Origin of the sequence: Ruegeria sp. Alg231-54, from assembly GCF_900143525.1 — a bacterium.
Lineage (GTDB): Bacteria > Pseudomonadota > Alphaproteobacteria > Rhodobacterales > Rhodobacteraceae > Ruegeria.
In genome coordinates, this window is the sequence record NZ_FREZ01000005.1 from 52,373 (window position 1) to 64,843 (window position 12,471).

Consider the following 12,471-nt stretch of genomic DNA (forward strand, 5'->3'; position numbering starts at 1 on the left):
CTCATGGGTATGGGTACGAAATTGATGCCAGAAACTCGTATTTCGCGCAGTCACAATCCCGTGGGTAGCAGCCGCAGAAGTTGCCTTCGGATCACTCCACGCGCCTTTTCAGGAGATAGATGTCCATGATCCAGCCGTGATCCGCCCGCGCTTTTGCGCGCGTTTCGACTATCTGCGGCGCCATATCAGCCAAAGGACCGTGGATCAGGATTTCTTCCTTCATCCCCACATAAGCGCCCCACCAGATATCATAGCCTGCCATCTTAAGGCTTTGGAACGAACATTCGCCGTCCAGCATAACAGCCACTTTCGAGGCGTTAGGCGGCCAGCCTTCATCCCGAATGCGCCGACCGGTGGTCACGACATACGGGGCGCCCAGATCGTTGATTGGTATCGCATGCGCCGCGGTCAGTGCCTGAAGCGCGGTGATACCAGGGATTACACGCGTCTCCGGTTGGGGTTGCAGCCGCGAGGCGATGCGCAGCGAACTGTCATAAAGCGACGGATCACCCCAGATCAACAGAGCAACCCGTTTAGCATCAGGATGTGCCGCGATTGCCTCCTGCCACCGCAGTGCGATTGCATCGTGCCATTCATCCACGCCACGCAGATACCCATCATCGGCGCGTCGTTTGGGAATATCAAAATATGCGATCTGTGGAGGGGTATCGCTAACCTGAGCGATAATCTCTTCCCGCAGCCCGGCAAGATCGGCCTTGTTCTCGCCCTTGCGCGGGATCAGGATCAGGTCTGCGTCCCGAATGGCACTAGCGCCTTGAAACGTCAGGTGGTCCGGATTGCCGGTGCCAATACCGATCAGAGTTAAGTCAAACATTGTCGGTCTCTGCCAGAGGGCCATAGAGGATCAGGGCAGGGGCCGTGCCGATCTCAGCGCCCAGCTTGTCCGCCAACTCACCAACCGTGGATCGGTGTAGCACCTGATCCGGGGTCGAAACGGATTCGGCCATCAGCGCCGGTGTCTCCAGCGGCAAGCCATGTTCATTCAGTGCCTTGACCAGTAAAGGAAATGTGCGCTTGCCCATGAATACAACGGTTGTGGCATCTGGGTCGGCAAGGGCGGTCAGATTCAGATCATCGGGCAGCTTGCCACTGACATCGTGGCCGGTGACGAATTGTACGCGGCGCGCCGTGAGCCGCCGTGTCAGGGGAATGCCAGCCGCCGCCGCTGCGGCAACCGCCGAAGGGATGCCGGGGATAATCTCGTATTCGATCCCTGCTTCGCGCAGCGCCACCAGTTCTTCTTCCAGACGTCCAAACAGACCGCCATCGCCTGATTTCAGTCGCACGACGCGGGCACCGTTATTGGCGTAGTCCACCAACAGGCGGCTGACGTGGTCTTGTTTCGGTGACGGGCGACCGGCGCGTTTGCCGACCCCAACAAGGTCTGCGTCCTGATGCGCATGGCTCAGGATTGGGCCACTGCTGAGGTCATCGAACAGCACCGCGTCTGCCTTTTGCATCCGATCCACGGCTTTAAGCGTCAGCAGTTCCGGATCCCCGGGACCAGAGCCAATGAACGAAACGAAACCGCTCATGCCTGGGCCTCAGCGATCAGATGAAAGAATGTTCCGGTCACGTTGCCGCGAATTGATCCGGTTTGTGGTCCCTCAACACCTTCAGCATCGAACACCCGTGCCAAAGGTGCGTCGGGTTGCTCGAGGATCGAAGAATAGTGAAACTCATGGCCACGCAATGTAGCTTCGGCGGCAAAACCTGCCATTGGGGCCAACAATTGCGCCTTGCGATAACCAAGATTGAACTTTCGCTTCTCATAGGAGGTCACGAGCCCAAGCAGACCCGCCATTTGATGTCGGACCCCTTCCTTGTCAACCAGAGCTTCGCCTAAGGCCATATACCCACCGCACTCACCATGAACGGGTTTTGTCTCTGCATGTTTGCGCAGACCGCTCAGGAATGTGTCGGCAGCAGCCAAAGTGCCCGCGTGCAATTCAGGATAGCCACCGGGCAACCAGACCATATCGGCATCCGTAGCCGGGGATTCGTTGGCCAGCGGTGAAAACGGCAGAATTTCCGCCCCTGCTGCGCGCCAGCCTTCCAGCAAATGCGGGTAGGTGAACGAAAACGCCGCATCTCGTGCCAGCGCGATCCGCTGTGCCGGGGGGCGCGGCAGCGCGGCTGACGATGGCCCATTGGGGCCTGAGGAAGCCGCCGCCTTGATCGCCTCAAGATCCACATGCTCGCGCAAGAATGTGGCGTATCCGGCAATCGCGCTTTCCAGATCCGGGTGCTCAACCGCCTGAATCAACCCAAGATGCCGCTCGGGCAGGGTCAGATCTCCACGCCGAGGCAACACGCCCAGTACCGGCAGGCCCGCGCGCTCCATTCCCAAACGGGTCAGGCGCTCGTGACGCGGGCTGGCGCAGCGGTTCAGGATCACACCGGCAAAGGGCAGGTCGGGATTGTACATCCGAAATCCCAGCGCAGTGGCCGCCGCAGATTGGGCCTGACCGCCCACATCCAGCACCAGGACCACAGGCCATCCCATACGCTGTGCGGTTTCGGCGCTAGATCCATGCCCAATCTCTCCGGGCTTGGCAACACCGTCGAAAAGGCCCATCGACCCTTCGGCCACGACGATATCCGCGCCCTCGGCTTGCGCTGAAATCGCGTTCAGCAACGGATCGGCCATCGCCCAGCTGTCCAGGTTGAACGAAGCCCGCCCCGCTGCCGCACGGTGAAAGGCTGGATCGATATAGTCCGGTCCGCTCTTGAACGGTTGCACCGTCAGGCCATCCTCGGCAAGCGCACGCAGAAGACCTAGCATGACGGTGGTTTTGCCCGTCCCGGAAGACGGCGCAGAAATCAGTAGTCCCGGAGGGTTGGTCATCCCGTCATTCATTCTCGGGGCTCCAGCTTGACCACGGGCTGTCCGCGCTTTGCGGGCGATACCTGCGGTCGTAATCTTTTGAATAGAGACAGCTTTCGTCAAAGCCTTCGCCCGCAAGTGCTGGGCCAACCATGATCAGAGCGGTGCGAGAGATACTCTCGCCCAGCGCGTCTTTCAGGGTCGCCAACGTGGCGCGAATGATCCGTTCGTCCGGCCAGCTGGCGCGATATACCACTGCCACCGGGCAGTCAGCTCCATAGGCCGGGGTAAGGTCCGCGATCACACTGTCCAGATTTCCGATCGACAGGTGAATGGCCAGAGTTGCGCCGGTGCGGGCAAAGTTCTCAAGAGTTTCGCCTTCGGGCATTGAAGATGCGCGGCCGGGCGTCCGGGTCAGGACCACAGATTGCGCCAATCCGGGCAAGGTCAGTTCCGTTCCCAGCGAAGCAGCCGCTGCGGCGAACGACGGTACACCGGGGGTCACGCTGACCGGAATGCCCATCTCTTTCAATCGCCGGATCTGTTCGCCCATCGCCGACCAAACCGACAGGTCGCCGGAATGCAGACGTGCAATGTCATGGCCAGCCTTATGCACTGCCTCAATCTCGGCCATGATCTGATCCAGATCCATTGGCGCGGTGTTGATGATCTTTGCGCCCTCGGGGCAGTGGACCAGAATCTCTTCGGGCACCAGCGATCCTGCATACAGGCACACCGGGCACGACGCGATGATATCACGCCCCCGCAGGGTCAGAAGGTCGGCAGCGCCGGGTCCGGCGCCGATGAAATGAACGGTCATGTTTGTCCTCCGATGGCGACGGCGCAGGTTGCAAGCCGGTCGTCCGAAATCTGTCTGGGTGAGGTCAGCCGCGCGCCTGTTCCGGCGGCGGCAAGGGCGGATGCTTCAGCTACGCTGCCGGTGCCATAGATGGCTCGACTGCGGTTCGAGCAGGTGAGAGTGCGCTGTCCCGCCAGATCGGCAGCAGCGATGAAATGCAAGGGCAGGGCGGTCTCTGCAGCAAACTCCGACAGCGCGGCGTGACCTTCCTTGTCGGCAACAGTGGCCAGCGCGTCGACGTTTTGCCCAACGCTGGCCCGCTCAAATACAGCGCGCAGGCTGTCCACAGTCGCAGTTGATGAAAACCCCAAACCTGCGATGATCATAGGATTACGCTCCACTGCACCACCGGATATGCAGATTTCCAGCCGCGCCGAGGTCCCAGTGCCGAAGCCTGCGCCAGTTCGATGCGCAAAAGTTCTCCGCCTAGTTTTTCGTGCCATTGCGCCAGTAAGGCTTCGCTTTCCAGCGTCACAGCATTGGCGACCAACCTGGTGCCGGCGGGCAGGGCGGTGTGCAACCAATTCAGCAATTCGGTACTCAGGCCGCCGCCGATGAATACCACATCCGGAAACCCAAGGCCGTCCAGTGCGGTTGGCGCTGTGCCATGCACAACTTGCAGCCGGTCTTGCCCTAACGTGTCGGCATTTCGGCGAATGCGGTCCGCGCGATCCTCGCGGGGTTCGATCGTGGTTGCGGTCAGAGTCGGGTCGCACATCAGCCACTCGATGCTGATCGAGCCGGTGCCGCCGCCGATATCCCACAGATGCTCGCCGCGCTTGGGGGCCAGCGCCGACAGGGTCAGCGCCCGCACGGGGCGTTTGGTGATCTGGCCATCATTCTCGAAGATATCATCCGGCTTACCCGAGGCCTTGGGCAGCGCCTGTCCTTCACCCGCAACTTCAAGCCCAACGCAGACCGGATGGTCGAACCCGCCCAGCAGGGCTTCGGTCAGCGACACGCTGCGCGACCGTTCGCGGGGGCCGCCAAGGGCTTCCATGACATGCAATTGCGTATCGGCAAACCCAGTTTCGTTCAGATATGTCGCAAGCTCGGCCACCGCAGCGCCGTTGCGCAGCAGCAGGATGGCGCGCAATCCAGGCGAAAGATGCGGGCGCAGACGGGTCAGCGGGGCGGCGTGCAGACCAAATGTCTGCGTGCTTTCCAACGGCCAGCCCAGACGCGCGGCGGCGAGCGAGAACGTGGACTGACCCGGATGGGCTGTCCATTCTCCGGCGTCGAAATTGCGCGCGATTACCGAACCCGCGCCGAACCAGAACGGATCGCCCGAGGCCAGAACAACCGTTGGGCGTCCGCGAAACCCGGTCAGGATCGGCAGGCCGTTGGAAAAAGGCACGGGCCAATCTACGCGCTGTGCGCCTGTGTCGGGGATCAGTGACAAATGGCGCGGCGGGCCCATGATGATTTCGGCACGCTCCAGCACTTGACGACTTGCGGGTGACAGGCCATCCAGTCCATCTTCGCCCAAGCCCAAAACGCTTAGCCACGGAGCTTCATGCATGACCAACCTCCTGATCCTTGGTGGCACGACCGAGGCAAATGCACTGGCCAAAACCTTGGCCGATCAGGGCATCCCGGCAACCTATTCCTATGCCGGTCGGGTAGACAATCCAAGACCGCAGCCCCTGCCGGTGCGTGTTGGAGGGTTCGGCGGCGTCGAAGGCCTGACCCGTTACCTGACGGACCACGCGATCACTCATGTAGTCGATGCCACCCATCCCTTTGCCGCGCAAATGAGCACAAACGCCATTTCTGCGTGTCGCGAGGCCGAGGTGCCCCTGGCCGCTTTGACGCGCCCGGCATGGCGCGCGCAGGACGAAGATCGTTGGCAGCACGTTTCTGATATAGGCGCGGCGGTTACCGCCTTGAGCGGTCCAAAACGGCGCGTTTTTCTGGCCGTTGGCCGCCTGCATCTTGAAGATTTCGCGGCTCAGCCCCAACATCACTTCTTGCTGAGGCTGGTGGATGAACCGGATGCACTGCCGCTGCCCGATTGCGAGGCGATCGTGTCGCGCGGACCTTTCACCGAAGCAGGGGACCGGGCGCTGATGCTGCAGCATGGCATTGAACTGGTTGTGTCCAAGAACTCTGGCGGCACCGGTGCACGCGCCAAGCTGGATGCCGCGCGCGCTCTGGGCGTACCGGTGCTGATGATTGACAGGCCGACCCTTCCGCAAAGGACCGAATTGTCGAACGTGACGCAGGTTCTGGACTGGTTGGTTCATTCCGGGGTGAACCTCGGGGTATAGACGATCGGCGCGCTGTCACGGTTGATGACGCGCGTCAGGGATGACCCAACAATGACGACGGTTTGCATGTCAGCCATGTCAGGCGTCGCCTCGGCCAGTGTTGAAATCCGGATCGCCTCATCCGCGCGGGATACGGCACGCGCGAACAGGATTAGGCGCTCGGGCTCGCATTCTTCGCGTAGGATTTCCAGTGTTTTTACAAAGCCTTCCGGGCGGGATTTTGAGCGCGGGTTGTAAAACGCCATCGCGAAATCCGCCTGCGCTGCTAGGCGAAGACGTTTTTCAACCAGCGACCAGGGTTTCAGATTGTCGCTGAGGTTGATGGCACAGAAATCATGACCCAGCGGTGCCCCGGCCCGCGCGGATGCCGCCAGCATCGCGGTTATGCCGGGAAGGACGTCTATGTGGATGTTACGCCACTCGGCGGGACCGTTTTCCAAGGCTTCGAACACCGCAGCCGCCATGGCGAACACACCGGGATCGCCCGAGGAGACAACGACCACGCGTTTGCCCTCAGCCGCCATCTGCAACGCGTGTTGGGATCGGTCGATCTCGACCCGGTTGTCGCTGGCGTGCAACGTCAGACCAGGGCGCTCGGCCACGCGCGCGACATAGGGGATGTACCCGACCACGTCCGTGGCATCCGTCAACGCGGCTGAAACCTCGGGGGTTACGAGATCTTCGTTACCAGGCCCCAGGCCCGCAATCTTGATCCAACCACTCATGGCCGCCGTCCCTGACCATGCACGATGATGATCGAGAAATAGGGCGTCACCTTTTCGCATGCCTCGGACAGTTTCGTCACCACCTGGTTCGGCATCTGAGCAAACTCGACAATCCATGCGCGGTCATACAAACCGGCTGTTTTCAGCGCGCGCTTCACCTTGTCGATATTGCGCCCGATTTTCATGACAACCAAAGCGTCAGTCTGCGCCATGCGAATTGCCAGATCTTCTTCGGGCAAGGTGCCGACTAGTACTGTCAGCACATCATCGCCCCAAGTGATCGGATTACCCGTTGCGGTCCACGCGCCGGACATTCCGGTGATGGCTGGCACGACCTCAACATCAGCCTGATCGCGCAAGCGGCTGTAAAGGTGCATGAAAGACCCATAGAAAAACGGATCGCCCTCGCACAAAACCACCACGTCCTCGCCCTGATCCGACAGAGCCTTCAAGTGCCCGGCGCAGTCCTTGTAAAAGGCCGAGAGCAATTCGTTATAGCGCGGATCATCCAGTGGAATTTCCGTAGTGACAGGGTATTCCATGGGAAACTCAACAGCGCCGTCCGGGATCATCCCATTGACGATCTTGCGCGCCTGACCGCTGCGACCGGGCTTGCGAAAGAACGCGACGTGGCGCGCATTGCGGAGCAGGCGGTCGGCCCGCACGCTCATCAGGTCCGGATCACCGGGACCAAGGCCCACGCCGTATATCTTGCCGCCGCTCATTCGGTGCGGCTCGCAATGGCGTTGATTGCGGCCACGGTGATGGCGCTGCCGCCCAGACGGCCTTTGACGATGCAAGAGGGTACTGGCTGCGCCTCCCACAATGCGTCCTTGGATTCGACGGCACCGACAAAGCCCACCGGGCACCCGATGATAGCGGCCGGGCGTGGGCAGTCGGGGTCTTCCAGCATATTCAGCAAGTGGAACAGAGCGGTGGGCGCATTCCCGATAGCAACCAAAGCGCCCTCAAGATGCGGACGCCACAGTTCCAGCGCGGCGGCAGAGCGGGTATTGCTCATCTTGGCCGCCAGCGGGCGCACACGTTCGTCGTGCAAAGTGCAGATTACCTCATTATTCGCTGGCAGGCGGAACCGGGTCACACCTTCGCTGACCATTCGCGCGTCGCATAGGATCGGCGCGCCGTTCTCTAGTGCTGTCCGTGCGGCTGGCACGAAACCGGGCGAAAAATGTACGAATTCTTCCAGACCGACCATTCCGGCGGCGTGGATCATGCGAACCGCAACCTGCTCTTCATCAGCGTCAAAACGCGCCAGATCGGCCTCGGACCGGATTGTGGCAAAGCTTTGCTTATAGATCGCTGCGCCGTCGGTTTCGTATTCATAGGGCATCAGGTGAGGTCCATAGTCATAAGTGTTTCGGGTGTCAGCCCGCGTTGGGACGGCTCATCCCCCGCGCGACCGTTTTTGACAAGATCAAATCGTCCGTCGTTGCCGACCAGTGTGACATTTGCCGGACCCATGCGCGCGCAGCCTTTGGCGCAACCGGATACGTGCAAACTTCCAGGGATTTGGGCGGCCAAGATGCGGGCAACTTCGCGGGTTTCCACCTGAGCTTGCGGGCAGAACGGCGCGCCGGGGCAGGCGTCGGTTGTCATCAGCGGGTCTGTGCCATCTATGACAAAGTCCGGTGCTTGTATCGCCGCCCCGCCTTCCAGCAGGATCAGCCGCCATGGGGTGACCCGCAAGGCAGACGCCCCGCTTTCTGCAATGAGGTCAGAGAGCTGTCGCGCCGGCAATTGTCCGAACGCCGCGCCATACAACACCCCCAGATCGCAGACGCCGGGCTGCGGCGGTGTGCCGATGTCACCGGGCGCGCTGCCTTGCCACTCCGCAGGGAAATCCTGCGTCGCGGCCACCCGCGCCATGCGGCGGGTTTCCGGCGTGAAACGTTCGGAAAACCATCCGGCCAGAGCGATAAGCCGGTCAATTGCGTTGGTTTCTGTGACCCGGCAGCCAGTCTTGGCCCCGTCGGCGCGCAAGATGAGGCCATCAGTGCCTGCCTCGACCCGGATATCGGCCGAATCCGCCGCCAACAGGCGTTTCGGGCCAGTGTCGATGGCAAAGCCGAATTTGGCGGGCAGAGTCGGCAATTCCTCCAACCGATCGATCAGTTCCTGTGTCAGCTGTGCGGTTCGATCACCTGATCTGTATAGGGGCGACACCAGGATATTGCGGCGCACTTCAATACCGGGCTCAGCATCCAAAAGGTTCAGCGCGGCCAGCTCGGTCAGCAATGCTTGATGATCGTCTTCTTTTACCCCGCGCAGCTGTATATTGGCGCGGTTGGTCAGGTCGATTGTGCCATTGCCAAATCGCTCGGCCAACTCACAAAGACCACGTGTTTGTTCGGCGCTCAAACGGGCCAGACGCGGGCGCACCCGAACCACCAGACCATCGCCCGACATCATCGGCCGATGCGCGCCGGGGCACCAACCCTGAACGACCGGGGCGCTCATCCCAGCCCCTCCAGATCGGCCCGGATCGAGTTGCGGCGGGTGTTCCAAAGGCCCGCGTCCAACAACGCGCGGAACCTGTCCTGCATCGCCTGATACGCGCGCGGGTTGGCCTCTTGCAAAAACGCCTCGACCTCGGCGTCGCCCAAAGTGGCGTCGTGATAGAGGTCGAACAGATGCGGCGCGACCGTGCCTGACAGATGGGCGAAAGAGGCCATGTGATCCAGTGTCGCCGCAATTTCGGCAGCGCCCCGGAAGCCATGCCTTTGCATGCCTGCAATCCAGTTCGGGTTGGCGGCACGGGCATGAACCACACGGCTGATTTCTTCAGGCAGCGTTCGGGCGCGCGGGTTATCCGGGTTGGTGTTGTCCAGATGGTATAGCTGCGCCGTACCACCGGTGACTGTCTTGGCAGCGGCGAAACCAGCCTCGTGCGTGGCATAGTCGTTGGCCAACAGCAGATCGGTTTCGGTCAGATCCTGCAGGTGCACGAAACTGTCGGCATTCGTGACCCGTTGGGTGATGCCGTCCATATCCTGTGTGATGTGTTCGCCTTCCAAAGCGAAAGAGCTGGCCTCAAGCCATGCCTCACCCGCCTGCGCGCGGGCCTCATCCGTATAGATTTCGGACAGCTGGGTCATGTTCACGCCATAGCTGCCCGGGGCCGGGCCAAAGACGCGCGCCGCCGGGGCCTGTCCGGCATAAGGGTTCCAGTCCGGGGCTTCATCGCGATCCGACAACGCGCGAACAGCTTGACCATAAAGCGCTGAAAGGGTCGGGAACACATCGCGGAACAAGCCTGAGACGCGCAAGGTCACGTCCAGACGTGGGCGACTGAGGTCAGTGATAGGTAGCACTTCGATGCCCGACACCCGCTCGGACCCTTTGTCCCAAACGGGTTTGACGCCCAGCAAGTGCAGCGCCATGGCAAACTCTTCGCCCGCTGTGCGCATCGTGGCTGAACCCCAGAGATCAACGATCAGCCCCTTGGGATAATCACCCTCTTCCTGCAGGTGTCGCCGCACCAATTCTTCGGCCAGCTTCACGCCTTGGGTATAGGCTGCACGGGTGGGGACTGAGCGCGGATCGGTGGTATACAGATTGCGCCCGGTGGGCAGGACGTCTGACCGTCCGCGGTAGGGAGACCCGGACGGGCCTGCTTCAATCCGTTTTCCTGCTAGCGCGTCGATCAATGCCATGCGTTCGGCATGGGCAGAAGGAGCCGTGTCAAAATTGGCGGTGGCTTCGGGCACACGTCCAAAGATATGCAGCCCGTCTCCGAACTGGCTTTCCTTGATGTCACAGACGAAACGATCGATCCGGGTGATCGCCTCGGCGATGCAGGTGGCCTGATCGAGACCGAGGTCGTTCTCCAGCCCGATGGCTTGCGCTTCGTCCCGAATATCTTCTTGCAGGCGATCGCGGCGCTTGGGGTCCAGCCCGTCGGCATTCGAAAACTCATCCAGCAGCGATTCCAGCCGAACCATCCGATCCGGGGTACCGCTTTCCTTCATTGGCGGTGGGATATGGCCGAGCGTGACCGCCCCGATCCGGCGCTTGGCCTGCGCGGCCTCGCCGGGGTCGTTGACGATGAAGGGGTAGATGACAGGTAGATCGCCGATCAATACCTCGGGCCAGCATTCGTTGGACAGCGCCACAGATTTGCCTGGCAGCCATTCCAGCGTACCGTGCGCGCCGATATGGATCAGTGCATCTGCACCAAGACCTTTGCGCACCCAAAGGTAGAAGGCCACGTAGCTGTGGCGCGGGGTACGCGACAGGTCATGGTAGTCGTCATCACGCAACTCGGGCGTGCCGCGTTCAGGTTGCAACGCGACCAGCGCTTTGCCGCGGCGCAGAGCAGTGAAGTGGAACGCGCCATCTGCAAAGGCGGGATCATCTTCGGTCTTGCCCCAGACGGTTTCGAGGTCTTCGCGCAGTTGTTCCGGCAATTCTGCCAGCGCAGTCAGATATTCGCCAAGCGACCACGTAATCCGCGCGTCCAACAACGTATCAGAAATCGGCTCTGCAGGCGCAGTGTCATACCCTTCGCCCTGCACGTCGGCCAGCATCGCCTCGGCTGATGCCAGTGCGTCGAGGCCTACCGCATGTGCCATCTGCCAATCTTTGCCGGGATAAGTGGACAGCACCAAGGCGGGTACCTGATCCTCTTTGGGTTTGTCGTTCAGGTTCAGCCAGCCGGTGACCCTGTCGATGATGGCCTCGATCCGTTCCGGTTCAGCCCGGTGAGCAAAGCGGGAATACTCCAGATGGGGGTCGCGTTTGCCCGGTTCCTTGAACGAGGCAATGCCAGCCGAGATCCGACCGTCCACTTCGGGCAATACGACATGCATCGCTAGATCAGCGGGCGAAAGACCGCGCTCTGCCTCCGCCCAAGCCTGGCGGCGTGAGGTGGCCAGAGCAACCTGAAACACCGGCACATTGGCGGCGTCTAGTGGCGAGGTGCCGGATGCGCCTTTGCCCGAGAACGAGGTTGCGTTGATGATGGCCGCCGGTTCAATGGAGGCGATATTCTCGCGCAGCCAATCGGCGGCTGCAGGTGCTTTTAGCGAGGGGGCGAACATGCCTACAGCTTCGATGCCTCGCTCTCGCAAACGGCGGATCAGGGCTGCGACCGGGGCAGTGTCTGCCGATGTCAGATAAGCACGATAGAAGGTTACCAGAATACACTTCGCGTCGCTCGTGAACGTTGTTTCGATCGGGATTACGCCACGATCCGGGCACCAAGCGCCGCACTCTGGCAAGGTCTTTGCGCCCATCACCGGCCCGGCATAAAGCCCCGCCGCAAGCGCCATTTGTGCCAAAGCCGCTTGCGCCGCGACTTCGCCGCCAGTGTCACACAGATGCGCTAACCGCCGCAGGGTCGAGACGGGCAGGGTGGAGTAGTCATCCAGACGCGTGTCCTCGCGCCCGTCGGCGGGTAGGACGGCCAGCGCGATGCCCTTGGCCTGTGCCAGCGCCAGAACTTGCTGCAATCCGTAGGACCAGTAAGGGACACCGCCGATGAGGCGGATCAGGATGCCCTTGGCGCCCTCGAGCGTTTGTTCGACGTAGGTGTCGACGGACAGCGGGTGTTTTAACGCAGTCAGATTGGCCAACCGCATCGTCGGCATCCGCCCTTCGGCACCACCACCGCGATGCCAGCCTGCCGCGAAAGCGCCAAGGTCGCTGTCCGAAAAGGACAGCACCACCAGATCCGCCGGGCTCTGGCCCAGATCGGTCGGGGTCTCGGTTTCTTCTAACCCGTGGCTTTCGCGGAAGACGACGTGCATG

The 12,471-nt window shown here is 61.4% G+C and carries 12 protein-coding genes; 1 reads left to right on the plus strand and 11 read right to left on the minus strand.

Features of this window, described 5'->3' with window-relative positions; genetic code table 11:
- Positions 1 to 91: 91 nt before the first annotated feature.
- From cobF to cbiE, 6 genes are read right to left on the minus strand one after another with little or no spacing between them, the layout of a single operon-like run.
- Entirely contained in the window at positions 92 to 835 is a 744-nt protein-coding gene (gene cobF / locus DHN12_RS10880; RefSeq protein WP_108860226.1) for a precorrin-6A synthase (deacetylating), read from the minus strand.
- Positions 828 to 1,556 carry a uroporphyrinogen-III C-methyltransferase gene (cobA, locus tag DHN12_RS10885; protein WP_108860227.1) on the minus strand — a complete coding sequence of 243 codons (729 nt, stop codon included), beginning with the start codon at positions 1,554 to 1,556 and terminating at the stop codon, positions 828 to 830. Before cobA ends, cobF begins: the two co-directional genes overlap by 8 nt.
- Positions 1,553 to 2,881, minus strand: coding sequence for a cobyrinate a,c-diamide synthase (locus DHN12_RS10890; RefSeq protein ID WP_108860228.1), 1,329 nt, complete (start codon positions 2,879 to 2,881; stop codon positions 1,553 to 1,555). The genes cobA and DHN12_RS10890 overlap by 4 nt, the downstream gene beginning before the upstream one ends.
- Positions 2,874 to 3,668: a precorrin-4 C(11)-methyltransferase gene (gene cobM, locus DHN12_RS10895; RefSeq protein WP_108860229.1), complete on the minus strand. Its 795-nt coding sequence runs from the start codon at positions 3,666 to 3,668 to the stop codon at positions 2,874 to 2,876. The genes DHN12_RS10890 and cobM overlap by 8 nt, the downstream gene beginning before the upstream one ends.
- Entirely contained in the window at positions 3,665 to 4,033 is a 369-nt protein-coding gene (locus DHN12_RS10900; protein ID WP_058274181.1) for a cobalamin biosynthesis protein, read from the minus strand. Before DHN12_RS10900 ends, cobM begins: the two co-directional genes overlap by 4 nt.
- Positions 4,030 to 5,229: a precorrin-6y C5,15-methyltransferase (decarboxylating) subunit CbiE gene (gene cbiE, locus DHN12_RS10905; RefSeq protein ID WP_108860230.1), complete on the minus strand. Its 1,200-nt coding sequence runs from the start codon at positions 5,227 to 5,229 to the stop codon at positions 4,030 to 4,032. Before cbiE ends, DHN12_RS10900 begins: the two co-directional genes overlap by 4 nt.
- Here cbiE and DHN12_RS10910 point away from each other — a divergent pair.
- The gene (locus tag DHN12_RS10910; protein ID WP_108860231.1) at positions 5,228 to 5,977 is read left to right on the plus strand and encodes a cobalt-precorrin-6A reductase; all 750 of its coding nucleotides are present in this window, start codon (positions 5,228 to 5,230) and stop codon (positions 5,975 to 5,977) included. The genes cbiE and DHN12_RS10910 overlap by 2 nt on opposite strands.
- On the opposite strand, the gene cobJ is transcribed toward DHN12_RS10910, so the two are convergent.
- The 5 genes from cobJ to cobN are packed head-to-tail and all read right to left on the minus strand — an operon-like array spanning position 5,950 to position 12,470.
- Positions 5,950 to 6,702, minus strand: coding sequence for a precorrin-3B C(17)-methyltransferase (cobJ, locus tag DHN12_RS10915; RefSeq protein WP_108860232.1), 753 nt, complete (start codon positions 6,700 to 6,702; stop codon positions 5,950 to 5,952). The genes DHN12_RS10910 and cobJ overlap by 28 nt on opposite strands.
- A complete protein-coding gene (locus DHN12_RS10920; RefSeq protein ID WP_108860233.1) occupies positions 6,699 to 7,427 on the minus strand; it encodes a precorrin-2 C(20)-methyltransferase in 729 nt (242 codons plus the stop codon). The genes cobJ and DHN12_RS10920 overlap by 4 nt, the downstream gene beginning before the upstream one ends.
- Positions 7,424 to 8,053, minus strand: coding sequence for a precorrin-8X methylmutase (locus tag DHN12_RS10925; RefSeq protein ID WP_108860234.1), 630 nt, complete (start codon positions 8,051 to 8,053; stop codon positions 7,424 to 7,426). Before DHN12_RS10925 ends, DHN12_RS10920 begins: the two co-directional genes overlap by 4 nt.
- Entirely contained in the window at positions 8,053 to 9,180 is a 1,128-nt protein-coding gene (gene cobG, locus DHN12_RS10930; RefSeq protein ID WP_108860235.1) for a precorrin-3B synthase, read from the minus strand. Before cobG ends, DHN12_RS10925 begins: the two co-directional genes overlap by 1 nt.
- Positions 9,177 to 12,470: a cobaltochelatase subunit CobN gene (gene cobN / locus DHN12_RS10935; RefSeq protein ID WP_108860236.1), complete on the minus strand. Its 3,294-nt coding sequence runs from the start codon at positions 12,468 to 12,470 to the stop codon at positions 9,177 to 9,179. Before cobN ends, cobG begins: the two co-directional genes overlap by 4 nt.
- Position 12,471: the final 1 nt, after the last annotated feature.

Bases quoted from the DNA above. Each gene is read 5' to 3' on its own strand.
- DHN12_RS10900 (WP_058274181.1), bottom strand. From the start codon at position 4,033: ATGATCATCGCAGGTTTGGGGTTTTCATCAACTGCGACTGTGGACAGC.
- DHN12_RS10925 (WP_108860234.1), bottom strand. From the start codon at position 8,053: ATGCCCTATGAATACGAAACCGACGGCGCAGCGATCTATAAGCAAAGC.
- cobF (WP_108860226.1), bottom strand. From the start codon at position 835: ATGTTTGACTTAACTCTGATCGGTATTGGCACCGGCAATCCGGACCAC.
- DHN12_RS10920 (WP_108860233.1), bottom strand. From the start codon at position 7,427: ATGAGCGGCGGCAAGATATACGGCGTGGGCCTTGGTCCCGGTGATCCG.
- DHN12_RS10890 (WP_108860228.1), bottom strand. From the start codon at position 2,881: ATGAATGACGGGATGACCAACCCTCCGGGACTACTGATTTCTGCGCCG.
- DHN12_RS10910 (WP_108860231.1), top strand. From the start codon at position 5,228: ATGACCAACCTCCTGATCCTTGGTGGCACGACCGAGGCAAATGCACTG.
- cobG (WP_108860235.1), bottom strand. From the start codon at position 9,180: ATGAGCGCCCCGGTCGTTCAGGGTTGGTGCCCCGGCGCGCATCGGCCG.
- cobJ (WP_108860232.1), bottom strand. From the start codon at position 6,702: ATGAGTGGTTGGATCAAGATTGCGGGCCTGGGGCCTGGTAACGAAGAT.
- cobA (WP_108860227.1), bottom strand. From the start codon at position 1,556: ATGAGCGGTTTCGTTTCGTTCATTGGCTCTGGTCCCGGGGATCCGGAA.
- cobM (WP_108860229.1), bottom strand. From the start codon at position 3,668: ATGACCGTTCATTTCATCGGCGCCGGACCCGGCGCTGCCGACCTTCTG.
- cobN (WP_108860236.1), bottom strand. From the start codon at position 12,470: ATGCACGTCGTCTTCCGCGAAAGCCACGGGTTAGAAGAAACCGAGACC.
- cbiE (WP_108860230.1), bottom strand. From the start codon at position 5,229: ATGCATGAAGCTCCGTGGCTAAGCGTTTTGGGCTTGGGCGAAGATGGA.